General features: G+C 57.0%; 18 protein-coding genes. 9 read left to right on the top strand and 9 right to left on the bottom strand.

What is annotated here, in order from left to right:
• Positions 1–263: 263 nt before the first annotated feature.
• Both M4951_RS01510 and M4951_RS01515 read left to right on the top strand, forming a co-directional pair.
• Positions 264–1,232, top strand: a complete 969-nt coding sequence (locus tag M4951_RS01510; RefSeq protein WP_262024720.1) for a DUF1559 domain-containing protein — start codon at positions 264–266, stop codon at positions 1,230–1,232.
• A gap of 106 nt (positions 1,233–1,338) precedes the next feature.
• Positions 1,339–1,749 (top strand): hypothetical protein, encoded by a 411-nt coding sequence (locus M4951_RS01515; RefSeq protein WP_262024721.1) that lies wholly within the window; start codon positions 1,339–1,341, stop codon positions 1,747–1,749.
• An 89-nt stretch (positions 1,750–1,838) separates the two neighbouring features.
• Here the strand turns inward: M4951_RS01515 and M4951_RS01520 are convergent, their stop codons facing one another.
• Entirely contained in the window at positions 1,839–3,425 is a 1,587-nt protein-coding gene (locus M4951_RS01520; protein ID WP_262024722.1) for an aldehyde dehydrogenase (NADP(+)), read from the bottom strand.
• Positions 3,426–3,594: 169 nt separating this feature from the next.
• Entirely contained in the window at positions 3,595–4,449 is an 855-nt protein-coding gene (locus tag M4951_RS01525) for a fumarylacetoacetate hydrolase family protein (RefSeq protein ID WP_262024723.1), read from the bottom strand.
• Positions 4,450–5,053: 604 nt separating this feature from the next.
• On the opposite strand from M4951_RS01525, the gene M4951_RS01530 reads away from it, so the two are divergent.
• On the top strand, positions 5,054–6,163 hold the full coding sequence (locus M4951_RS01530) for an HD domain-containing protein (protein WP_262024724.1): 1,110 nt from the start codon (positions 5,054–5,056) through the stop codon (positions 6,161–6,163).
• Between the two features lie 17 nt (positions 6,164–6,180).
• On the opposite strand, the gene M4951_RS01535 is transcribed toward M4951_RS01530, so the two are convergent.
• Together M4951_RS01535 and ispE are read right to left on the bottom strand one after the other, a co-directional pair.
• Complete coding sequence (locus M4951_RS01535; protein WP_262024725.1) at positions 6,181–6,786, bottom strand: SpoVG family protein; 606 nt, start codon at positions 6,784–6,786, stop codon at positions 6,181–6,183.
• A gap of 177 nt (positions 6,787–6,963) precedes the next feature.
• Positions 6,964–7,857, bottom strand: coding sequence for a 4-(cytidine 5'-diphospho)-2-C-methyl-D-erythritol kinase (gene ispE / locus M4951_RS01540; RefSeq protein ID WP_262026977.1), 894 nt, complete (start codon positions 7,855–7,857; stop codon positions 6,964–6,966).
• Here ispE and M4951_RS01545 point away from each other — a divergent pair.
• Together M4951_RS01545 and M4951_RS01550 are read left to right on the top strand one after the other, a co-directional pair.
• The gene (locus M4951_RS01545) at positions 7,816–7,974 is read left to right on the top strand and encodes a hypothetical protein (RefSeq protein WP_262026983.1); all 159 of its coding nucleotides are present in this window, start codon (positions 7,816–7,818) and stop codon (positions 7,972–7,974) included. The genes ispE and M4951_RS01545 overlap by 42 nt on opposite strands.
• Positions 7,975–8,222: 248 nt before the next feature.
• Entirely contained in the window at positions 8,223–9,188 is a 966-nt protein-coding gene (locus tag M4951_RS01550; protein WP_262024726.1) for a DUF368 domain-containing protein, read from the top strand.
• Positions 9,189–9,227: 39 nt separating this feature from the next.
• Here M4951_RS01550 and M4951_RS01555 read toward each other — a convergent pair whose 3' ends face one another.
• Entirely contained in the window at positions 9,228–10,628 is a 1,401-nt protein-coding gene (locus tag M4951_RS01555; protein ID WP_262024727.1) for a transporter, read from the bottom strand.
• Between the two features lie 38 nt (positions 10,629–10,666).
• Between M4951_RS01555 and M4951_RS01560 the strand changes: the two genes are divergently transcribed.
• Complete coding sequence (locus tag M4951_RS01560) at positions 10,667–11,815, top strand: HEAT repeat domain-containing protein (RefSeq protein WP_262024728.1); 1,149 nt, start codon at positions 10,667–10,669, stop codon at positions 11,813–11,815.
• Between the two features lie 222 nt (positions 11,816–12,037).
• On the opposite strand, the gene M4951_RS01565 is transcribed toward M4951_RS01560, so the two are convergent.
• Complete coding sequence (locus M4951_RS01565; protein ID WP_262024729.1) at positions 12,038–12,901, bottom strand: hypothetical protein; 864 nt, start codon at positions 12,899–12,901, stop codon at positions 12,038–12,040.
• A gap of 270 nt (positions 12,902–13,171) precedes the next feature.
• Here M4951_RS01565 and M4951_RS01570 point away from each other — a divergent pair, with 270 nt between their 5' ends.
• Together M4951_RS01570 and miaB are read left to right on the top strand one after the other, a co-directional pair.
• Positions 13,172–13,405, top strand: coding sequence for a hypothetical protein (locus M4951_RS01570; RefSeq protein ID WP_262024730.1), 234 nt, complete (start codon positions 13,172–13,174; stop codon positions 13,403–13,405).
• Positions 13,406–13,480: 75 nt separating this feature from the next.
• A complete protein-coding gene (miaB, locus tag M4951_RS01575; RefSeq protein WP_262024731.1) occupies positions 13,481–14,908 on the top strand; it encodes a tRNA (N6-isopentenyl adenosine(37)-C2)-methylthiotransferase MiaB in 1,428 nt (475 codons plus the stop codon).
• A 202-nt stretch (positions 14,909–15,110) separates the two neighbouring features.
• Here miaB and M4951_RS01580 read toward each other — a convergent pair whose 3' ends face one another.
• Positions 15,111–16,664 carry an RNA polymerase sigma factor RpoD/SigA gene (locus M4951_RS01580; RefSeq protein ID WP_262024732.1) on the bottom strand — a complete coding sequence of 518 codons (1,554 nt, stop codon included), beginning with the start codon at positions 16,662–16,664 and terminating at the stop codon, positions 15,111–15,113.
• A gap of 96 nt (positions 16,665–16,760) precedes the next feature.
• On the bottom strand, positions 16,761–18,209 hold the full coding sequence (locus M4951_RS01585) for a zf-HC2 domain-containing protein (RefSeq protein ID WP_262024733.1): 1,449 nt from the start codon (positions 18,207–18,209) through the stop codon (positions 16,761–16,763).
• Positions 18,210–18,613: 404 nt separating this feature from the next.
• On the opposite strand from M4951_RS01585, the gene M4951_RS01590 reads away from it, so the two are divergent.
• The gene (locus tag M4951_RS01590) at positions 18,614–21,499 is read left to right on the top strand and encodes a secretin N-terminal domain-containing protein (RefSeq protein ID WP_262024734.1); all 2,886 of its coding nucleotides are present in this window, start codon (positions 18,614–18,616) and stop codon (positions 21,497–21,499) included.
• A gap of 224 nt (positions 21,500–21,723) precedes the next feature.
• Here the strand turns inward: M4951_RS01590 and M4951_RS01595 are convergent, their stop codons facing one another.
• A complete protein-coding gene (locus M4951_RS01595) occupies positions 21,724–23,589 on the bottom strand; it encodes a serine/threonine-protein kinase (RefSeq protein WP_262024735.1) in 1,866 nt (621 codons plus the stop codon).
• Positions 23,590–23,628: the final 39 nt, after the last annotated feature.

Below are 23,628 nucleotides of genomic sequence, written 5' to 3' on the forward strand. Positions count from 1 at the left end.
GGTTTGGGAAATGGCAGGCTCACGCAGCCGCATTTCCGAGAAGGGGCATAAGGTGAGATAGTTCTGCGGAAATTTGGCGAAAAATGCCTTTAACGGGGCTGGTTCACCACGGATGCCGAAGCAAACGAAAGTTGCTGGCTTTCGGGGGGTGCGAAAAAAATCTAGCTTCTATTGCGAAATAATTCTGGACGGATAGATTAGAGATTCCTTCTGCTTAGAGGGGGGATTTTTCATTCTTATTCCTATTCTATTGGGGTTTATCCGTGTGCAAATCAAATCGTTGCTCCCGAAATGGGTTTACGCTCGTTGAGTTATTAGTGGTGATCGCGATCATCGGCGTCTTAATCGCTTTGTTGCTGCCGGCGGTTCAGCAAGCGCGGGAAGCGGCTCGACGGATGCAATGTTCCAACAATTTAAAACAGTTGGGAATTGTGATGCATAACTATCACGATACGTTCGGGCGTTTCACCCCTGGCGTTGTCGGACTCGTTAACTTTGACGGCGGTCGCGGCACCGGCAGCTTTGACGGCAATCCGCCGACATGGATGCTCATGATTTTGCCGTTTATCGAACAGGCGGCGCTCTACGACGGCATGAAATCGCACTTGGATGGCGGCGGCAACCCTGCCACGGCGCCGGGGCGATTTACGGTGATCGACGGTTTGACCTGCCCGAGCGATCCGAACGGTCGGAAGATCACCAATATCGAACCGTCCGTCTGGTCAGGTAATTTTGGTTTTGCCGGCAACTATGTCAGTTGTAGCGGATCGGAAGTTTTCACCCCGACCACCGACGCCAACATGCGGAATCGCAACGGCATCTTCTATGCGAACTCGCGGACCGATTTGGCCGACGTTACCGATGGCACCACCAACACGCTGCTAATGGGAGAGATCTTAGTCGTGCCCGACGTCGCTCCACGTAACTCGACCAATCAAGATCTGCGCGGGTCGTATTACTTCGGGCGTCGCGCGAGCGGATCTTTCAGTACGTTGGAGCCGCCGAACACGCTGGTAGGCGATCGCTCTAGCAGTTGTCGCAACTTTATGCGGGCGCCCTGTAATGGGTCTGGCTTGGACAACATGGTGATCTACAGTCGCAGCTATCATCCTGGCGGCGCCGAATTTGGGTTGGCCGACGGATCGGTGCGGTTCATTTCGGAATCGGTCGATCGCATGGCTTATCAAGCGTATGGAACCCGCGGTGGCAACGAAACGCCTGGTGATCTTTGACGCTTGCCAATTCTTGTTTTTTTGGCAAGTGGACGCTGACGCCTGCGAAGTGAAGCGGCGTCATGTTTCCTGAATCATCCATCCTTCGTCCGTTCAGGTTTGACCCATGGCATTTCGTTCACCCCTCGCCTGCGTTGCGCTCGTCGCGTTTGGCTCGATCGCTTTACTAGGATGCTATGACCGGGGGCCGAAGTTGCCTCCGACGGTGTCGGTCTCGGGCAGCGTTACGCTGAACGGGCAACCGCTGCCCAGAGCATTAATCACCTTTTCGCCGGTCGAGCCAGGTCCGGCGTCGAGCGGGCAAGTGCTTGACGGTCAGATTGTCGAACTGCGAAGCAACGGCATGAAGAGCGGCGTGGTCATCGGCGAGCATCGTGTGACCATCTATGACGAAGATGTCGAGTCAGGCTCGGTTGACGTTGTGCCAAACCGGTACGGTAGTCTTGATACGGCGATCTTGGCGACGGTGACGGAAGAAGGGCCGAACGAATTTGCGTTCGCATTGGAACGAAAATAGCGGAGCGATCGCAAGCTGCTTAGCGATGAAAAAAAGGACCGCAATCGAATCGCGGTCCTTTGGTTGTTTCTGGAGTGATTGGTCGCCGCCTAACCAGCGACATCCCCCGTCGTCCAGTTTCCATCAATCAAGCGCCAAGTCTTGCCAGTGGGGTTCTTGTCTTGCAGTTCGGCCGGCAGTCGCGCGGCGCGAACATTGTCAAAACATTGCAGCATCCCAAAGCGGACCAGCGCCGCTGGAATGCCGACAGCGGTGAAAGCCGGATGCCCCGTCGCCGGGAAAGGCCCACCGTGGTTCATCGCCGGGCTGACCGCGACGCCGGTCGGCATCTTGTCGTTTAACAGGCGACCAACTTTCACACGCAAATGCGGTTCCAACTGGGCGTAGGCGGCGTCGTCAGAACCTTGCGTGTCGCTGTAAACGCAGCCGGTCAAATTGCCTTCCAGCGAATCGATCACGGCGATGGCTTCGGCCAGACCTTGAGCGACGACAATCAGCGAGCCGTTGCCAAACGCCTCGGTTTGGAAGACCAGGGGATCGGTCAAGAACTTCGCCGCGTCGACCTTTAGCAGCGTATTGGCGTGGCTATAGCCGGTTCCGGCGCCAGGTGCGCCGCCGGCGAGTTGCTGAGCGCCTGCTTCTTTCAGCGTTTGAAATGCGACGGTCAGGCCGGTTTCGACATTCTTGGTCAACAGCGTACCGACCGGAGCGGCGGCGAACTTGGCGGCCGTGCCGGTCACGAACGCTTGGCTTTCGGCGCCGTCGATCACAAGCACCAGGCCGGGGTTGGTGCAGAACTGACCGGCGCCCATCAGGCAGCTGCCGGTGAACTCGTCGACCAGTTTGTCGCCGCGCTCTTTTAGTGCGCCCGGCAAGATCACGACCGGATTCACGCTCGACAGTTCCAGATAGATCGGTTTGCCATGTTTGTCGGCCGCTTCTTTCAGCACCAAACCGGCGCGGCGACTGCCGGTATAGGCGGTCGCGCCGATACGCGGATCGGAAACCAACTTGGCGCCGTCGTCATAGTTGCAGTGATAAAAGAGTTGGAGCGTCGCCGGAGGGAGATCGGTTTCCTGCACCGCTTGGAAGGCGAGTTTCGCCAAAGCGAGCGTCGTACCGGGGCAGGAGGGATTTGCTTTGGCGATCACCGGATTGCCAGACGCGATCGCGGCGGCGAAGTCTCCGCCGGAGGCTCCGCCGAACGCAAACGGAAAGTTGTTGGGACCGAAGACGCAGACCGGACCGAGCGGCGCGAAGTAAGCGCGAATGTTGGCCTTGGTGTCGATGGTCGCTTGCTTCCACGATCGTTCGACCGCGGCGGCGGCGGCGGTGCGCAACTGATTGGAAGTACGCGGCAGCTCGACATCTTTCAGACGGGGCGAGACCGGCAGTCCGCTTTCGGCGTTGGCGATAGCGCACAGCTCGTCCGCGTTGGCGTCGATCAATTCGGCGTAACGCGTCAGAAATTCGGCGATCCGTTCTGGCGGCAATTGAGAAAGCGCTTTGAACGCTTCGTCGGCGGCGGAGAGCACCGCTTCGCAATCTTGCCAGGTGCTAATCGGATATTGGGCCGGCAGCGGTTGTTTGGTCGCAGGATTATCGGCTTGGAACGTGCCGGAAGCATCAGCCGCTTTCCATTGGCCGGCGATCAGAACAGGCTGGAGATCAGACATAGTAGAAGCTCAACAGGTTTAGACGGAAATTGGCGAATGGGGGAACATTCAGCTTAATGCTTTCGCGCAATCGCGACTGCGGCGCCTACGCCGAACGTCAACGATTTCGCCGAAAGTATAAATCGCCGAAAAATTCGACGATCTGCCGCTTGGTGCGCCGCACTGCTTGTTATCGCTGAATGATTGGATTGCGGAGCGTGCCGATGCCAGCGATCGTGATTTCGACAATATCGCCAGGTAAGAGCGTAAAGTCGTTGTCCGGAATCACGCCGGTGCCGGTCAGCAAAATGGCGCCGGTCGGAAAACTATTGTCGCGGCGCAAGTAGCCGATTAGATCTTCGAAGGAGCGAGCCATTTCGCCGATGTCGGTCGATCCGGTAAACGCGGCTTGTCCGCCGCGGCGAACGGCGAGATCGATCTTGATATCGGCCAGATTGGGCAGTTCGGCTTCAAAGTCTTCTCGCAGTGCGATACAAGGTCCCAATCCGCAGCATTGGTCGTAGACCTTGGCTTGCGGCAGATAGAGCGGGTTCTCGCCTTCAATGTCGCGGCTGCTCATATCGTTACCGATGACATAGCCAACCAACTGCAGCTTGGAGTTCAGGACCAGTCCCAGCTCGGGTTCGGGAACGTTCCACTTCGAGTCTTGGCGGATCCGCAGTGGTTGCTCGGGCCCGCTCACACGATGCGGCGTCGCTTTCATGAACAATTCAGGTCGCGGCGAAGCGTAGACCCGGTCGTAACAGTCGGCGGCCGCTTCCGACTCTTCCATGCGGGCCGCTTTGCTACGGGTATAGGTGACGCCGGCGGCCCAAACTTCGTGTTGCTCAACGGGGGGAAGCAAGGTGACGCTGGAGAACGGAATCGGCTCGCAGTGAGTCGAAACGTGGGACCTGGCGACTTCCGCGGGGTCCATCATTTCCAACAAGGGAAAAAGTGACATCGTGAGAGGACGGATCAGGTCTCCATCCCACCAGCCGGTCCGGGGTAATTGGCCGGCGTCGAGATATTTGACGATTTTCATAAAAGAATGAGATCACGCTGTGGGGGAGTGCTGTGGGGGAACGGTCTCATCTTAACGTACGGCGATGTCTGCAAAAACCTTCTACACCGCTTTGCGAGCGATTTGTGCAAACCAAGCTGCATCCCAGGCAGCGGCAGTAAGCAGAACCACTGATTCGATCCGAGCCGGTAGAAGCGAACGGCGTTAACCCCAGCCTGTTGCGCGTGTTAGGCGAGCGGTCATAAAATGGCCACATCTCATTGGGGCCCTAGGCATAAGTTTTGCAGCAGACTGGTTTTGGACCGACTGCGGTCTCTTCATTGCAAACTATATGGTGTGGCAACCAATCGTGGCTGACGTGCGCACCGTTGCCGTCCGGTAGTTCGGTTGTCGGGAGAGGGCGCTGGATTGCCGGCACGGCGCGGTGCGACGCCGCCCGTTTTAAATCGGTCGACAATACAAGATCGGCCTGGACGATAGCTTGGGTCTTCACGGATTAGGTCGGTCCGCATACGATATGACAGAGAGAACGTGCGGTTTTTAGGCCGTCACTTTCCCGGTCATTTTCTGCAAATGCCTCGCTGCCGACGCTTAGGCTAACTTCAAATTCGTCGGCCCTTCTGTAATGGATGCTTCCAAGCTACGGCGACAAATCGCCAGTCAAGCGGCGCGCTTGATGTATGAACGGCAAGAATCGGAATATTACCGCGCCAAAATGAAAGCGGCTCGGCGACTCTGCCGAGGCTGGGTCAAACCGGCCGATCTCCCCAGTAACGCCGAGATCCGGGACGAAGTGCAGTCGCTCGCGCGGATGTTTGAAGGCGATGCGCGGCTCGACAATCTGCGGGAGATGCGTTTCGCTGCGCTCCATACGATGAAGCTGTTGGCCAACTTTCGCCCACGTTTGATCGGCAGCGTTTTGACAGGGCATGTTCGGCGGGGATCAGACATTGATATCCACCTCTTTTCCGACAGCGTCGAGCCGATCGCCGCAACGCTCGAGCGCGAAGGAATGTTCTTTGACATCGAGCGGAAAGAAGTTCGCAAGCACGGGGAAAATCAGGTCTATATTCACGTCCATATTCGCGACGTCTATCCGATCGAATTGACGGTCTATCCCAGCGACAAAACGCACTATATCTCCAAAAGTTCGATCACTGGCAAAGCGATCGAGCGAATGAGCATTCGCGAGTTAGCGCAGTTTCTGGAGACCGAATATCCCGATGTCGACGCCGACGAAGAGTTGGCCGCCGCCGAGAATCGCGTCGATCGCTTTTTGCACTACGAGATGCTGCTGTTGCCGCTGGAGCATGTAAAGCAGAACCCGCATTATCATCCCGAAGGGGATGCGCTCTATCACAGCTTGCAGGTGTTCGAACTAGCGCGGCGCGAGTCTCCTTACGACGAAGAACTGCTGCTGGCGGCGCTGCTGCATGATGTGGGGAAGGGGATCGATTTTCGCGATCATGTCGCTGCGGGACTCGAAGCGCTCGGCGAAACGATTACGGAGCGGACGCATTGGTTAATCGAGCATCATATGGAAGCGCACGCGCTGCTGGACGGATCGATCGGCGCTAGGGCCAAGCGACGGTTGCAGCAGTCAGAGAACTTTGAAGACTTGCTGCTGTTGGGCAAATGTGACGAAGGAGGTCGCCAAATCGGCATGCAGGTCTTGGAAGTGGACGAAGCGATCGATTATTTGCGCGATCTGGCCCGCGAATGCGGCGACTGGTGAACAAGCGAGCTTACCGGCTATTCTTCGAAGATTCCTTGGCCGAACTTCCGTTTGCGCTGCGGTTGTGACGACCCGGCTGTCGGTTGATGCGGACCAGACGGGTTGGGCTGCGGAGGATGAGCTTGCCCTTGCGGTTCGCTCGCCGATTTTTGGGGAGACCTGCTGGCGTCGTCAAACGAATCTTCTTCAAAGAATTCTTCGCCGGCGTCACCATAGAAGTCGTCGTAACGCGAGCGATAGCCTGGTTGTTTGGCGGTTTCGACCTCTTTTTCGTATTCCTCGATGACGCGATTTTGGATCATCTCGCGACACTCCGAATTGATCGGATGGGCGATATCGGCGTACAGTTTGGCGCGACCGTCGGCCGTTCGTTCGGCCGGCGGCAAGCGGAGACGAAAACCGCAGTTGTTGCAGTAGCCGGCGCGGAGATGGTTTTTGCCGCCACATTGCGGACAGTGGGCGGTCAGTTTGCGGCTGGGCATTGCGACAAACGGGCCGCTCGCGCCTTCGATGATCTTTAGGTCGCGCACGACGAACGAGTCGTCAAACGTGATCGAACAAAATCCACGTAGACGGTCGCTGGCGTCTTCCATGAGTTTGATACGAACTTCGGTGATGTTCACAGCGTATCTCTCCCTGTTGGCAGTCGCGCCGAACGCTGATTCGCACTCGAAGTAGATAAAAAATCTTCGGTACGAACGCCGCGTCGCCTCTCAATGCCGTTAGTTCCCGTTGGATCCGTCGTAATGCCGCCTTGCTTGGTAGGTCCTTCCGCCGTCCGCTTTGCTCAAGTTGTCTGTCTAGTTCCAATGTACGCCGCAGTTGCTGGCGGTAAACACAACGCCCAAGCGCTGGTTCTTCAGTTTCGCCGCGACGCAGCGGGCATGCCGTGCATCTTTGCAGAGGGCGAAACAAGCGCTGCCGCTTCCCGACATTTGGCTGGAAACTGCTCCAGCTCGAATCATGCAACTTGTTAACCGATCAATCTCGGTTGATAGTTGCCGCGATGGTTCGGTCAGCCGATTATGCATGCGGTGACCGATCTCCATCATTGAATGCGATTTTAATGAATCGCTCAAATCATGGGCCGCCAGCGGCTGGGCGGGAATGGTGCAGTGACGAAACACATCGGCCGTCGACAACCCTCCGGGGGGACGCGCAACGACAAAATGCATTCGCCGTGCGATGGCCAGCGGAGTGATGATTTCACCGCGTCCGCGACAGAGGGCCAATCCACTGCCAAACAGGCCGGCATGCAAAAAGAAAGGGACATCACTGCCGAGTTGGGCGGCGAGTTCTGTCAGCTTGTCGCGCGACCAGCCGAGCTTCCAGACAATATCGGCCGCCAACAGTGCTGCGGCCGCGTCGCTGGAAGCGCCGCCTAGACCGGAAGCGGCCGGTATCCGTTTCACCAACTCGATCTTGGCGCCACGCTCGATTCCCGCCGTGCGGCGAACCAAGTCGATCGCTCGAAAGACCAAATTCGACGGGCCAGAGGGCAAATCTCCCAGCAACGCATCGGCGTCTTGGCGAGCCGCAGATGCGACGGTTCCGGCGGCAAATCGGCAATGAAGCGAGAGTTGCGAGTCTTCCGTCGCCGTAAAACGAAGCGTATCAAAGACGTTGATCGCAGTCATGATAGTTTCCAATTCATGAAAACCATCGCTCCGTTTACCCAGCAATTCGAGAAACAAATTCAGTTTTGCTGGCGCATGGACGGTAACCGAGTCTGCCGATCGCTCGAGAAACATCCCTGTTGTTCTTGCCAGGAGATCACCGGCAAGACCTTTATCTGGTATCTGGTGGAATAGATGTGCTACGGGACAAGCGAAAATAACGACGTTATAAGTGACGGCGGCGAGCCGTTTGCTTGGGATCGGATTCCAGCAATGTAAGGCTCTAAAATGCGCCGGTCAAGCGAATTCGCTCCGGCGCCGAGCTGACTCGCCTATGGGGGAATGGGATAGTTTTCTACAATCCTCTCAGACTTACCTCGTTTCCGCGAAACTCGCACTTTCTAGCGACAAGACTCCCGAATATGAACCAGAAGAGGCCCGATTTGACTACTTCTCCCCAAGGGGCACTGCGCGATGCGGCTCGGCATGTCGGTTGTGGTCTGCTGATGGGCGCTGCGGACGCGATCCCCGGCGTCTCGGGGGGAACCGTTGCGCTGGTGTTGGGCATCTATCGCCGTCTGGTCGCTGCGATCAGTCATTTTGACCTGATTTCGGTCAAGCTGCTGCTGCGGCGAGAATGGCGCGCAGCGGTGCAGAGGATCGATCTTTTTTTTCTGCTGGCGCTGGGCGGCGGGATTGTGATTGGGCTAGGAACCTTTATTCTGCTCATTCACGAGTTGATTGAACCCCACAGTCCGGCGCGTCCTTATACCTATGCAGTCTTTCTTGGCGCGATCGCAGCGTCGAGTTGGTTGGTGATGAAACTGATCCATGCTTCGACAAACGATCCGTTGTCGATCTGCTGGGCATTGGGGATCATTGGCGCAGCCGTCGCGTTTCTGTTGACGGGACCGCAAGTTTTTCCTGATGTGCAGCAAGCGCCGCCTCTCTTGTTTACGTTTTGTTGCGGCATGGTGGCGATCTGCGCCATGATCCTGCCGGGAATCAGCGGGTCCTATATTTTGCTGATTTTGGGGATGTATCGCTATCTCAGCGGGATCCCCAAATCGCTTCTCAAAGGAGAAGCGATCGGCGGTGATCTGTTGCAGTTTGTCGTGTTTGCCGTCGGATGCGCCGTCGGCCTGATTGCGTTCAGCAAGTTTCTGCGTTGGCTGCTGCACCGCTACGAGCCGCAGACAATGTCGCTGATGTGCGGGTTTATGATCGGCGCAATGCGTGCGTTATGGCCGTGGCGCGATGGTGACGCTTACATCGGTCCCCCGTCTACCGGCGAACTGATCGGCTGCGCCGCGTTGGCGATCACCGCCGCGCTGGTCGTCTGCGGCGCCGACTATTTCACCGGCGCGAATAACAAGATCGACGAAGCGGTGCAGGAACCGGTGGAGTAGCGATTGAAGAAGAGGGGAGAGGATCGCCGAATCACGTTTTTAGAAGCGAACGCGGAAGTCGGTGCGGAAGAGATAGTCGGCCCAGTGGTCTTCGGTGATACCGGTCGCACACGAGGCGCCGACATCGTAGCTCTTACAGATAAACCAGCGTATGCCGGCCGAGCTTTGCACAAAGGTCGCGCCGCTGGCGCTGGTCGCTACGCCTAAAGAGTTGGTGTAGGCGCCGGCTTGAAACGACCAGGCTTCTAGTTCGAGCGTGCCGATCAGCGGCGAGCTCGGCGCTGGGTAGGCGAGCGTATGATTGATGCTGGTCGCCATATGCAACAGCGATCCGCCGTAGGTTGGATCGGCTGCGATGGGGATCCATTCGCCAACTTCCATCTGCATGTAGGTTTCGGAAGCCAGGTTGACGCCGACAACGACCGACGGTTCGAGCGAAACATGCCCAGTGCCGAGACCACGGGAGACGCGTCCAGCAGGCATATGCGTTTTCATCAAAAACGCGACCTGGAAAAGTCCGTTGTCGAAGAGCAGCGTTTTCGTGCCGATGGTCATGTCGCCGAAACCAGCGCCATGCGGCGCTCCTTCAGGATCGACTTCCATATAGCGATATTCAAACGTCGCCGAGAACTTTTTGCCGCCGGTTTCGGTGTATTGATAAAGGGTCATGTAATCGACATCCGGAACGTAAGTTCCGGTTGGAGTGGGCCCGGTGCCTGCTTTCGCCCAAAAATATTCGGCGCGATCGGGATGCGATAGGCCAAAGCCGGCGTCGTAGCGAAATCGCATGGTCCCTTGCGGTCGCGGCGAAGCGACGAAAAACGCCGAATCTTCCAACGGTTTCCAGGCTGGCTCATAGCAGGGATCAACGCAGCAAACGGCATGCTGCACGAGCCACAGGAAACGTCCTGCCCGTGTCGTCGCCGTGCAAGGTTCGCAGCGACATTCGCCGCAAGTGCTGCACCCATTCAACGGAATTTGATAGGAGCCCCAGTCTTCCCAGGGTTGTTCATTCTGCAAGGGAGCGATCTGCGCGGGAGGGCCGAGCGGAACCACTTCGGGAGACTCGGGAGGAGTCGGTAAGGTCGGTTGCGACTCGAAACTAATGGGAGCCGAGTTGAAATGAAACGCGCGATCCGATGGCGAGTTGAAAATCGCTGGTTGCTCTGGCGGTTGCAGATCAACCGGCGGCAAGCGATAGATTTCTTGGGCGTCGGCTTCTGCGCAAACGCTTGCGGTGATCGACAGCAGGATCACTACGAAGGAGAAAATCGAATTGCGAGAAGGTTTGCCCACGCGGTGTGAATCGATGCTGTTAAGGAGTCGGATGATGCCGCGGCGGGGGTTGTAGGGAATTATGGAGCGAGCATCAAGGCGAATCTCAAATCTCTTCTCGCGTCGCGACTTGACCTTGACGCAGACTCGCGACGGCGAGTACATGCTGTAACGCTTTATTGCTCGTTTGAAGGTAGGGAAATATGCGACTGTTGCTAGCTGCCGTATCACCGGCCGTATTACTTGCGGCAAGCGTTTGCTGCGCGCAAGACGCCACCACGGGAACAGGAACCTCCGCCGCTGCGGCCGCTTATCCTACGGCCCCGTTAGCGCCAATTCCTGCGGCTACGTCCGGAGGCTTCTTCAGCGAGGTCTGCTCTTGCTTGCACGTAACGCATGCCAATTGTTGTAATTCGTCCTTTGGACACTTCCTGCATGACTCATTTGCACCGGTTAGCATGATGACCGGCGGATTGCTGCCGCCTCCGTGCAATAGCGTTTACAACCAGGTGCAAAATCAAATCGCCAACGGCGTTGGCCCGAATGGCCAGCCGGTCTCTCCCGCACAAGCCGCCGCGGCCAAAATCGCCGCAGATCAGGCCCAAGTGCCGGCCCGCGTCGCTGCTGTAAAAGCATTGGCTTGCGTCGACTGGCATTGGTATCCCGAAGCGGAAGCGGCGTTGATCTCTAGCTTGCGGTCAGATCGCAGCGAGTGCGTCCGCTTTCAGGCGGCGATCGCGTTCGCCGAAGCGCGAACCATGACGAAAGCTGCTTGCGAAGCGTTGCGCATTTGTGCCGAAGGGAGCGACAAAGATGGGAACCCGTCGGAGAATTCTCCCCGCGTTCGCATCATGGCGGTCGAAGCGCTCACCCACTGCATTGATTGTGGTCAGCTGTTTGAACGCCCTGAAGAAAACTACGATCGCCCGGAATTCCCCGAAGGAGCGTTGCCGGTTAACAAAGTGGCGCTGACCGGATATTATCTGCAAGCGGCGCAGCGATCTTCCGACGAACTGCTGGCGGCCGCTCGAAAAACGGTCTCCTCGTTTCGGGCGGTGGCGCAACAGCCGACTCCGACTTTGGCCGGGGGAGGAGCTCCTCGCACGATCTTTGGCCTCTGGAAGCAATCGGCCGTCGAGCCGATTCCTGCTGGTCAACCAGCGATACCGACACCGGCCGAAGCGATGGTCGAAGCGCCTTCGTTCGACTCACCAACCTACGTCGCGGAACAACCAGGGCAAACGCAGCCGCCCCCGAACGAGTGGATGCTCGAACCGGCCAACGCGAACCCGGTCCGCTACAGCCCGCCGCGAACATCGGTGGCCCCAGGGCAATCGATCCTGCAGCGCTAGCAGAAAAAGGGATGTAGCGCCGCTTGGGCTCCATTGCCACGGACTTGTGTGGCGATGGTTGTGCAAGCTAAAGAAATGGGGTTGGCTACTTTGATCCGCATCAGAAGGATCGAGCGATTTTCTCTTGCTTGCGCGAGCGATGAACAGAGACGCTCGGCTACGACTACAACTCGCGCAGCTTCCAACTGTGCGAGTGAGAGTGCAATGCGATCGTAATCCCTTCTACTTCTTTGCGGCCTTCAGCCCTAGCAAACGGCAGACATAGATCGGCGAGAGTCCATCTTTGGGCGCCGGGGATGACAAGGATTCGTCGGTGACACGCGCGAAATGGGGTTTCTCGGCGGGCGGCTCCAGGGGCGTCTCGGCTGGATTCGCCAATTTGGCGGCGTCAGTAGTGACGGCATAACGAGGGGTGATTTTCGGCGCGGGAGCTTCGGCTTCCGGCGTGGTCGCTTGCGAATATCGTGACGCAACGACAGGTGTCGGCAGCGCCGGTTCAACGGCGACTAGATTCGATTCCGGTTGGGTCGCGCCATTTTCGGGAGTCGTATGCGCCGGCATGATTTCGGCGGTGACGGCGTCGCGGGTCGAATTTTTGGGGGATGCTTTCGCTTGTTGCGCCACAGGCGCCGGCGTCACTGCGGCGGTGTCGCTAATCAGTCGAACTTGCGATTGATGCGGCGTCGCTTCGCCGGGAAGCGGCCCCATCACCATCGCAGGACGGCGCCAATCGATCGGATCTGCCGGGGGAATACGAATCGGCGTCGTCGTCGCGGTGACGTTCTGGGGGGCTGTCTCGGAGGTGACCGGGGGTAATCGACGCAGACCGGGCGTCGAAGGCAATTCGGGCGCCGTCTCCGCGGTTGCCATGGGCGCAGAGGTGCTGGCAGGAGCCTTGGTCGCCAGGGGAGGCGCTGTCGTAGCAGGCGCCGCTGTTTCGGCAGCATTTTGCGGGGCCGAATCGGACCAGCGCGAAGCGTTGACGCTCGTTGGCTCGAGCGACAAAGGAACGATGATCGTAAATCCGTAGGCGCAAAGCGTAGCGATATATCGCCGCGCTCGGCCGTTTGCTTGCGTCCTGCCCATACTACATACCCCCTAACAGATGTGCGGCATTACTGCGCCGCGCAGCGAATCAAACCTCTTCTTGATCGGGGCGGGGACGGAATCGAGTTGAATGATTATGCGGTTTTTGTGCGACAGGGGCTCTTTGCGGAAGATTTGGCTAGCATCGCAAGCTGACCAGTAGCGGCGATAGCGTCGGGTTCCCGCTGTCGGAAACAGGTTTCCCTCTCGCTAAGCCCCCCCATTTTCCGTTACTATAATTAGGTTTGGGACCAAGGATGGGAGCCCGGTATGTCAAAGTGGGAATGGATTTTGTATGCGGCGGCGGCCTACATCGCCGTGATGACGCTGGTCCGTTTTATGCGGCAGCGACGTAATGCACTGACTACCCAGTTGCGGAAAGCCTTTGACGAAGAGCATGCGCGTGCGCTCGAAGCGATGAAGAAGCAAAAGCGCCGCGACGAAGAAGAGAAGCGTCAAACGGTATTTGAGCAGATGCTCGAAAAATCACGTGACGCCGCCTAACTAGTTACCGATCCAAATTTCGCCGGGATCGCCGCTTCCCACCGATGCGCGATCCGCCTCCCAACGATTTGATCCATGCCCAAACGTCTTTACATCGATACCGTCGGCTGTCAGATGAACATGCTCGATAGCGAGTTGGTTGTCGCCAGCTTGCGTCAGCAAGGATACGAACTGACGACCAAGCCGGAAGAAGCCGATACGCTGTTGTTCAATACTTGCAGCGTACGCGAGCAGGCCGAAAACAAAACGTACAGCCACTTGGGCGTTTTGCGCGACTTGAAGGCGAGCCATCCCGAAAAAATTATCGGCGTGATGGGCTGCATGGCGCAAAATCATCAGAAGAAGATCTTTCAGCGCGCCCCCTATGTCGATCTGGTCGTTGGACCTGGGCAGTTGCATCAGATTCCCTCGTTGATTGACAAGGTCGCCGCCGGCGAAGGCCGGCAGATCGAAGTTAGTCTCGGTCGACGCGACGGATCGCGCGTCGAGATCGCGCGGAGTCACGAAAGTTTTGATCCCTTGCGTGATCCCGAGATGCGCCCGACGCCGTTTCAGGCTTACGTTCGCATCCAGATCGGCTGCGACAAATTTTGCACCTACTGCATCGTGCCCAGCGTTCGCGGTCCCGAACAGGGGCGTCGCCCTGAGGATATCTTGGCCGAGACGCGACATCTGGCCGATCAAGGAACTGTCGAAATCACGCTGGTTGGGCAAACGGTCAACAGCTATCGCGGACAAGATGCGGCCGGCAAGAGTTGGAACCTGGCCGATCTGCTGGCGGCGATCCACGAAATCGACGGCATTCGCCGCATCAAGTTCGTTACGAATTATCCCAAAGATATGACCGACGATCTGTTGACCGCCGTGCGCGAGCTCGACAAGGTTTCGCCTTACTTGCATGTACCGGCGCAAAGCGGCTCGAACGATATGTTGAAGCGGATGAAACGCGGCTACACGGTCGAGCAGTATCGAGATATGATGCACCGGATTCGTGAAGGAGTTCCCGGCGCCGCGGTCAGCAGCGACTTTATCGTCGGTTTTTGCGGCGAGACCGAGGCCGAATTCCAGATGACAGTCGATCTGGTCGAAGAGTGCCGCTTCAAGAACAGCTTTATCTTCAAGTACAGCGAACGTGAAGGAACCCGCGGCGCCGAGCTCTTTTTGGACGACGTGCCGTTCACAGTCAAGCAGGATCGCAACAACACGCTGCTGGAGATCCAAAATCGGATCAGTCTAGAAGACAACCAAAAGCAGATCGGCAACACGCTCAACGTGTTGGTCGAAGGGATCAGCAAAGCGGCCGCCAAAAAAGAGGGTGCGGATGATTCACCGGTCGTACAATTAACGGGACGAACCCACTGCGATCGGATCGTCGTGTTTGACGGCAATCGCCGTCAAATCGGTCAGGTCCTACCGGTTGCAATCTACGATTCGGCCTCGCATACGCTCTTCGGCGAAGTCATCACCGAAGAGTGCGGGTCGGAATTGTTCATGCTGGGCTAAAGTGATCCGCGCCTAGGCTGATCTTCGTCGCCCGCTGTGCAAGCGAGGGAAATGAGGTCTCCATTCAATGAAGAATGTCGAATCGCCAATGACGAATGAATGATCCAATGCACGAATAACGATCTAATTTGTTATTCGTGCTTCATTTTACATTTAAGCTCGCTGGCGTAGCGGAGTACGAAGAGACGCCTGCTTCGCCGTATTAACGTGGCTTTTGAGTTGCGGCGCGGAGGTCGCGAGCTTCCAGAAAATCGTCGAGCTTGCGGATCAGGTGCGGTTGTCGCAGTTTGCGGATCGCTGTGGATTCGATTTGGCGAATTCGTTCTCGCGTTACCGAGAACGCCTGACTGACTTCTTCAAGCGTTTGTACGCGTCCGTCATACATGCCAAAGCGTCGCCGTACGATCTCTTGTTCGCGACTGGTCAGTTCCTGCAGCAATTGATTGATCGCATGTGGGAGACGTTGTTCGTCGGCGGAAGACTGTTCGGCATCTCCTGACGCGAGGTTGTCTCCAAACGAATCTTCGTCATTGCTCGAAGCGTCTAGCGACATGATTGTGCGACCCAATCGGTCAGCGGCGACCACTTCCCGTTCTGTCAGTTTCGCATGCTGTGCGGTCAATTCGATCGGCGGTTCGCTCCGATGTTCTTGGGACAAAATCGCTTTGGCGACGTTGATTTTTTGGATGCGATCCTGCATTCGCGCGGGCAGGCGAATGGTTCTTCCCTGGTCGGCGAGTCCCTTCATGACCGCCTGACGAATCCACCACGTTGCGTACGTGGCGAATTTATAGCCCAAAGTAGGATCGAACTTTTCGACCGCGCGCATCAAGCCCAGGTTGCCTTCCTGAATCAGGTCCAGATAGCTGAGCCCTCGCCCCCGAAATGACTTGGCGATCGATACGACCAGACGCAAGTTTGCGGACGTAATTGCGCGTTGGGCGCGGCAAAGTCCTTCATGCGCTTGCACGATTCGGGGATATTGCCAGACGAGCGTTTCGGGAAACTCTTGATACTTTTCGACCCAGATTTCAGCGCCAGCGCCTTGGCGGGGGAGTTGGAAGTTGGTCAGACTATTCAAATCGCTACGTTGTTTGCACAACTCTTTGACAAGCTTCTCCAGACGCGACAAGATGTCGGGCAGGAACTTGATCCGTAGGCTGAGCCCTTCGATCAGAATCGCGGTTTGATAGCGACGACGAATGAGGCGTTCGATCGCCCGATTACGCCGCTCGATGGACTCAGGCGAGAGGAGGATTTGCAGATCGTGGGCGTTGCGCTGTTTCGCGGCGCGGAGATTCGCTAGGGCTTGCTGCAACTTCAGTATCTCCGCTTGCTTGCGAGCGGCGGAAGTAATCGTGATCTCGAACGTGCGATCCAAGCGGCGCGAACCAGCGAGCGTTTCTTCAAGCAGTTGTTCGACTTGCTGAACGGCGACTCCGCAGCCGAACAAACGACGCTGGAATTTTTTGCGCGAAGTGACAACGCGATCGGTGGCCAAACGTTCTTCGTTCGCCGAGAGCAACGGTGAACGCGACATCTCCTCGAGATAACGACGCAGCGCGTCATCGTCCCACGCGTCGTTTGGCGTTGAACTTTTTTTGGAAGCCGGCGCTGATTCTTCATCGCGGGGCTCATCACGCCAGACCGCGGTAGAATTGGCCGCTAATGTCGGTAAGCTTTCGGTCGCTTGACCGGCTAGCCATCCTAGGTCGCTTGAATCATGTGGCTCAACGCCTTTGGCTGCCTGCAACATTCGCACTCGCTCCTTCTTGCGTCGCAACGCCGCCCAAGCTGGCTAGCGGACCAGCGCTGCGATTGATTTTGAGGGGCGGCTCGATGAATTCGCGGCTTAGAGTCCGAGCGCGATCGTTTCCAGATGCAGGTAAAGCTCGTGCAGCGACAAGGTCTTGCGACCAGCGGCTGCAGCGGCAATTTCGGGCGTATCCAGGGCTCGGGTCAGTTCACGACCAGAGAGGGAGCCGTCGCCGCTTCGATCTAGCGAAGCGAACAAGCGTTGGGCCTGGGCCAGAATTTGCGAATCGTAAAGCTTGCCTTCAATCAGTTGGAACTCACGCTGCAGCGCCGAAGCGCCAAACTCCGCCTCCACGAAATTCACCACGCCGTCGTGGTTCTGATCCCATAAGCGAATCTTTCGCGTGAATTCTTGGTCCAAACCTCCGGCAAGGCGAACGTTCTTCGTCACCTCTTCGTTGGTCCATACGCCATCATGATTGTCGTCGATTCGGAAAAACAGGCGAGCAACCTGACGCCCTGTTTCCGTTTCACGAAAACGTGCGTCCGCCAGGCAACTGGCTAGTTCGCGACCGTCGATCTGGTTGTTATCATCCAAATCGAGTTTGGAAATTAGTTCAACCTGATCTTCGTCCGTTGACTTTAAGACTTCGGGCAACTTTCGTAAACCCGCAAGCATCTCGAAGTCAGTAACCTCTTTCGCCGTCTCCGTCTTCTCGGTAGCGAGCAGCGAGAGCAAATGTCTCCTGCTTTCCGGCGAGAAGTCGGTCGGTTTTACAAAACGATCGAACGCCGCGTCCACCTTCTCCGTTAGGTTGGGCGTCGCGCGAGCAATCGTCCCCGTCCCCATCGGCTTTGTCGCCATCTTGTCAGGCGACAGAACATCCGCAGGTGGGTTCGACGTAATCTTAATACGCATCCCACTCGGTTTGCGATCGGGCAAAGTTGCCGGAGAAGTCGGAATTTCGGGTTTTACGCGATTGTCGCCGGTTCCCATCAGTTCGGTAAAGTTGGGGACGCGATCTGCGGGCTGCGAAACTGCCGTTTCTGGCTGGTTGGCGTCCTGCGTATTCTCGACCATGGGAACAGCGGCGGGATCCTCGTGTTTGGGTTCAACGTTCGCCACGTTGTTGTTATCAATGTCGCCGTTGTCACCCAGCCAAGCAGGGACTGCTAGCAGGCCAGCAACCAGCGCCGCTGCCGCCGCGCCAACGCCGATCCATTGCCACGATCGCGTCGAGCGAGGGCGATGTCGGTCGCTCATGCGACCGGCAGGCATTGGACGAAGTTCGACTTCGACCTCGGGAGCGGCCGTGGTCGTCGCACTACGACGCGTGATTTCTGCAAAGATGTCGCCTGTCAGGTCACGTCCAACCGTCGCCGCTGGCAAGCTGCGAACGGCGTCACGAGCAGTTGCTAGGCTCTTCAGTTGATTCTGCAAAGCCGGAGACTCAGCCAGCGCAGCTTCGACGCGCTGTAGCTCGACCGGACCAAGTTGGCCGTCGAGATAAGCCGATAGCAGTTCTTCTGAGATCCCGGCGTTCATGATACTAGTTCGAGTGCAAAGTTTTTCCGCCAAGAATGTTACCGCGCATGATTCGCTGGCCCCAGGCGGATCAGGCCCCGCGATTCAAAACTTAAGACGGGACCTGTCCGGCAAAAGTTCCTTCCCATCGAGACGAAGCCCAGACATCGCAGGGGTAGACGTACTAAGTGTAACTCAAGTAAGGAGTTAACGCAGGGATGTGGTTTTCCTTTTTTCCAAAAACGATCTGCTATCACCAATCGTCTTCCTGATTGAAATAGTCTCCCTAAATCCTACAAAGATGGTGATTAGGGCCCTCCATCGTGGTAGAGTGGGAGAAAACTTTGAGCTTCGTTGGACCCTTTGCTCAACTTTCCATCATGCACCAGCCTGCGCTTTTCCCAATGATTAGGCACCTAACGGCCTTGCTCGTATTACTCTGCGCTGCTTCCAGTTTTGCCCAAGAAGCGAAGATCGAAGCGGTTCAGGCGACTCCCGGCAGCGCTGTGGAGGGGCGTCCGTCTCCATCTAGCGCGAAGCCGAAGACGACCACGCCGGCAGATGCCGCCGCAAAGCCGGGTGAAACCAAACCAGGTGAAGCGAAGCCAGACGAAAAAAAGCCGATGGGGGAGAAGCCGGCCGATGGTCAGCCGAAACCGGGCGAGCCGATCAAGCGTCCAGATACGCCGCCGGATGAGGCCGATCCCCAAGAACTGAAAGTTCGCCCTGATCTGCAGGGGAAAGTGGAATTCAGCTTTCGCGGTCAGTCGTGGAAAGCGGTGCTCGATTGGTTGGCCGAAATCTCCGGCACAAGTCTCGACTGGCAAGAGTTGCCAGGCGACTATCTGAATCTGACGACGCAGCGTCCCTACAAAATTGACGAAGTGCGCGATCTGCTGAACGAGCGTCTGATGATGCGCGGGTACACCATTCTGCGTCAGCAAGATGGATTGGTCGTCACGAAACTCGACAAGCTCGATCCCGCTTCGGTGCCGCGGGTTCATCCCGAGGATCTTCGCTACCGCGATCCGCACGAGTTCGTCAAGGTTTCGTTTCCGCTCAGTTGGTTGATGGCCGAAACTGCCGTCGAAGAATTGAAGCCGATGCTCAGCCCGCATGGCAAGATGACGGCCCTCTCGACATCCAACCGACTGGAGTCGCTGGATGCGGTCGCCAACTTGATCGACATCTATCACATGCTGCAGGAAGAGCAGTCCGGTTCAGCGCAGTCGACCCGGATGATGCCGTTTCAATTGCGATATACCCGCGCCGCCGACATCAAAACCCAGATTGAATCGCTGTTGGGAATGTCGAAGTCGGCGGGGCCCGCGATGCCGATGGATCGAAATCAGATGCAGCAAATGCAACAGATGCAGCAGCAAATGCAGCAGCAAATGCAACAAATGCAGCAGGGAAAAGGGGGAGGCAAAAAGCCAAGCAGCCGCGATGATGAAGAGCTGCAATTGATCGTCAATCCGCGCAACAACAGCCTGGTCGCGTATGGTCCGCCGGATCGGATTTCGCTGGTTGCTCAAGCGGTGCGCATGCTGGACGTGCCGAAGGATAGCCAGTACGCCGCTTCCGAGAGCTTTGAAGAGATGAAAATTCATCGCTTAGATCAATTGGATCCGAAGACGGTGATCAAAGTGATGGAAGAGACCGGCGGACTTAACCCAGCGACCATTCTGTACGCGGACGAGAAGAACAAAGCGGTCGTCGTGATTTCCAATGATCTCAAAGATCATCAACAAGTTGACATGTTGATCAAAAAACTAGATGGCTCTGGACGGCAATTCAAAGTGGTTCCTTTGCGTCGCTTAAAAGCGGACTACGTCGCCGGAACGATCCGATTCATGATGGGCAAAGAAGAGGAAAAAGAGGAACCACGTCGCAACAGCTATTCTTATTACGGCTATGGATACGGCGGCCGCAATCAGGAAGAGAAAAAAGATGACGATTCGTTTCGTGTTGATGCCGACGTGATTAGCAATCGCTTGTTGCTGTGGGCCAACGAAATCGAACTGGAAGAGGTCAACAAGCTGTTGACTCAATTGGGCGAGATTCCGCTGGAAGGTACCCCCGGCGATTTGGTTCGTCGCGTCGAAGTGGGAGACGCCGAGTCGGCTCGTAAGTTGATGGAGCGCGTCCAGAAGCTGTGGCCCGGCGCCGGCGCCAATCCGCTGCAGATTGATTTGCCTGCCTCCGAGCCAGCGGCCGACAAAAACGAAGAGACGCCGCCGGCGGCCAAGACCAATGACAAAGCGACCAGCTTGCCAGTCGGCAAGTTTCACTTCGCCCAGGAGCGAATGACCGTTGCGGTTGAAGAGCCTGTAGTGACCCAGGCGGAAACGACTCCGGTCGCCGCAGCCGCGCCGCCGATTCAGATCGGGCTCGATTCGCAAGGGCGTTTGATGATCAGTTCGGAAGATGCGGACGCGTTGAATCGCTTAGAAGACCTGATTCGTGAGCTGGCGCCGCCTCCCAAGGACTGGCACGTTTTCACGTTGAAATACGCATCCGCGTCACTCGTTATTCTCAATCTCGAAGAGTTCTTCGAGGAGAAAAAAGAGGATGATTCGGATGATTCATTCCGTCGCTGGTGGTATGGAATGCCGGAAGATTCGAAGCAGGAAGATCCGCTCCGTTTGTCCAATCGCCGCCCGTTGAAGTTTATCTATGATATCGATACCAACACGATCGTCGTGCAAGGCGCCGACAATGACCAACTGAAGACGATCGCCGATTTGATTGAGCTTTATGACCGACAAGAGCCGGTCACGTCGCAGACGGCGCGGATCAATTCGATTTACCAAGTACGCTATTCCAAAGCCGAAGTCGTGGCCGACGCGGTCAAAGACGTCTTCCGCGATTTGTTGTCTTCCAACGATAAAGCGCTCCAGCAAAATCAGCAGGGAGGCGAACAGCGCCAAGGATCGAGCCGCGGGCGATCTTCGTTCTTCGGAGATGACAGCAACTCGGCCGCTCCAACCCGGATCACCTTTCAAGGCAAACTTTCGATCGGCATCGACAACGTTTCGAACACGCTGTTGATTTCGACCGAAGGGGAGAGCCTGATGACGCTGGTGACTGACATGATCAAGCGGGTCGACGAATTAGCCAAACCGGTCTCCACCATGCGTGTAATCACGCTCAATGGAAGCGGCAATCCCGCGAAGATTCGCGACGCGCTCGACAAATTGCTACGCGAGCAGAAAGCGAACAATCAGCAGCCGAATCAGCGCGGCCCGCAAAATGGTCAACCGCAGAATCAGCCAGGGATGAACGGCGGCGCCGTCGAAGTGGCGCAGTAAGACCTATTGAACGCGACTACTCTTCGTAGCCCGCAGCGCGAGCGAGAGAAAATCGCTCGGCCATTCTCATGCGATTCGAAGTAGTCAAACGCATTTCCCTCGCTGGCGCTGGCGGGCTAGTGTGACGATTTTCGGTGGATTCGGACCCTATTTGATCGTGCTTCACCCGTGTTCAACACTTCCTGAATTGCTAAATAGCGCAACCTCAAAACTTGCGCCTCGGGCTACGAAGAGAGGGCGCCGCCTTCCATGCTCTCAGGTTCCGCCGGCTGCTCGGTTTCGCTTTTTGGCGCTTCTGCTTCTTTAGGCGACGTATCTTGTTCACTTTCGGGCCTCGGCTTTTCTTCGACCGGGACGCTGGCGGGCGTTTCGCTCAACGCTTGCTGCGCCTTTTCCATTTGTTCCCACGCCCACGGTTTGTCTCCATAAAGATCGATCAGGCCTTGATAGATTCGCCGCGCCTGGTTGGGTTCGTCGGTCGCCATCTGGTTGGCGGCGGCCATGCGGGCGCCGATTTCCGCAAGTTGCTTGCTGCTGGTCTCGGCCAATTGCTTGTCGAGTTGCGCGAGTCGACGCTCGGCGAGCGTCAGGCAGCGACTTGCATCGCCGGTGATGCGATCTGGCGGCCCGTAGACGGCGAGCAAGGCTTGCATTTTGGCGGCAGCTTCTTCCGGCGCCGAATCGATCAGGCGAAGTGCGTCGATATAGGCGATCTCAATCGCATCAAAAGTCTCGGTCTTTTGCCGCAATTGCATGGTCAGGCGATAGCGGCGCTCGCGTCGATCCAGGCTCAGTTCTTCTTTCCACGATTTGACTTCCTCGGCGCGCGGGTCGTCGGGATAGATCGTTAAAAACTGATCGAGTTCATCGCCGGCTTCGTCCAACTGGTCATTGTCGACCGACGCTGCGAGCTGCTCGTACATTGCATCCGCGGAAGGAGCGCGTGGGAGCCAGAAGATGAGGATCAAGATCACCACCAGCGCCAGCGCGATCAGTCCCGTTTGGATGTGATTTCGCCATGACGAAACCGGTTCGTCGTTGTGGGTAAAGTAGCGCCCTGATTTACTGTCTTGAGCGACCGTTGTGAAATGTTTGGTTTGGCCAACCGGAGGGGGTGGTTCCGGAGCGGCGGATTCCGGTGCGATCCGCGTTTCGTCATCGGCAATATATTGGGCCGATTCGCTGGCCTCTCTTTTCAGGCGATAATCGTCCATTAAGTCGGGGGTCTGCGTTTCGATGACGGCTGATTCGATGCGAAAGGCGGCTTCGTCCGGAAGCTCGGACTCCAGCAACGCTTCAATACGACGAATCACGGTCGTTGCGGTTGGAAATCGATCGCGGGGGCGCTTTTCCAACATGCGGTGAATGATATCAGCCGCTTCGTCGGGAACTCCGTCGCACAATCGATCAATCGGCGGCGGGTCAGAGTTCCGCAGCTTGTCGAGCGCCTCGGTTACTGTTTTCGCGCGAAACGGCGGCTGCTTGGCCAGCATCGCATAGATCACGGCGCCCAGACTATAGAGATCGCTGCGTGGGCTGACCGGTTCGCCAAAGGCTTGTTCGGGGGCCATAAAGTCAGCGGTGCCGATGATGCCTCCGTCGGCCGTCACGCCGGTCGCGCCAAACAGGCGAGCGATGCCGAAGTCGGAGATTTTGACGTTCCCCTCTTTGTCGATCAGGATATTCGCCGGCTTCACGTCGCGATGGATGACGCCAAAGTCGTGCGCGTGCTTCAGGCCTTGTGCGATCGCCAAGCCGATTTCAAATGCTTCTCGCCAAGTGTAGTCACGCTTGCGCTGGATCAATTCTGACAGGCTGTTCCCATCCACCAACTCCATTGCATAGAACATGCCGGCCGGTTCTTCTCCATAGCCAAACAAGCGGACGATGTGCGGGTGTTTCAACGTCTTCAGCGTTTCGATCTCGCGTTCAAAACGCTCGCGGGCTCCACCCCGACCCGCTCCGCCGTGCAATACCTTGATCGCCGCCCGATCGCCGGTTCGCTCGTCGATGCCGACATAAACGGTTCCCATGCCGCCGCGACCGAGCGTTTCGTGAATAACGTAAGGGCCGAATTTTTCGTTGGTCATAAGCGCGTGCGAAATCGAGAGGAGCGGAAAAGAAGAGAA

The organism is Blastopirellula sp. J2-11 (genome assembly GCF_024584705.1).
Lineage (GTDB): Bacteria > Planctomycetota > Planctomycetia > Pirellulales > Pirellulaceae > Blastopirellula.

Coding starts and splice junctions, on each gene's coding strand:
- M4951_RS01585 (WP_262024733.1), bottom strand. CDS start 18,209: ATGAACGCCGGGATCTCAGAAGAACTGCTATCGGCTTATCTCGACGGC.
- M4951_RS01565 (WP_262024729.1), bottom strand. CDS start 12,901: ATGGGCAGGACGCAAGCAAACGGCCGAGCGCGGCGATATATCGCTACG.
- miaB (WP_262024731.1), top strand. CDS start 13,481: ATGCCCAAACGTCTTTACATCGATACCGTCGGCTGTCAGATGAACATG.
- M4951_RS01595 (WP_262024735.1), bottom strand. CDS start 23,589: ATGACCAACGAAAAATTCGGCCCTTACGTTATTCACGAAACGCTCGGT.
- M4951_RS01560 (WP_262024728.1), top strand. CDS start 10,667: ATGCGACTGTTGCTAGCTGCCGTATCACCGGCCGTATTACTTGCGGCA.
- M4951_RS01555 (WP_262024727.1), bottom strand. CDS start 10,628: ATGTACTCGCCGTCGCGAGTCTGCGTCAAGGTCAAGTCGCGACGCGAG.
- M4951_RS01515 (WP_262024721.1), top strand. CDS start 1,339: ATGGCATTTCGTTCACCCCTCGCCTGCGTTGCGCTCGTCGCGTTTGGC.
- M4951_RS01545 (WP_262026983.1), top strand. CDS start 7,816: ATGAAAACCATCGCTCCGTTTACCCAGCAATTCGAGAAACAAATTCAG.
- M4951_RS01525 (WP_262024723.1), bottom strand. CDS start 4,449: ATGAAAATCGTCAAATATCTCGACGCCGGCCAATTACCCCGGACCGGC.
- M4951_RS01570 (WP_262024730.1), top strand. CDS start 13,172: ATGTCAAAGTGGGAATGGATTTTGTATGCGGCGGCGGCCTACATCGCC.
- M4951_RS01530 (WP_262024724.1), top strand. CDS start 5,054: ATGGATGCTTCCAAGCTACGGCGACAAATCGCCAGTCAAGCGGCGCGC.
- M4951_RS01580 (WP_262024732.1), bottom strand. CDS start 16,664: ATGTTGCAGGCAGCCAAAGGCGTTGAGCCACATGATTCAAGCGACCTA.
- M4951_RS01520 (WP_262024722.1), bottom strand. CDS start 3,425: ATGTCTGATCTCCAGCCTGTTCTGATCGCCGGCCAATGGAAAGCGGCT.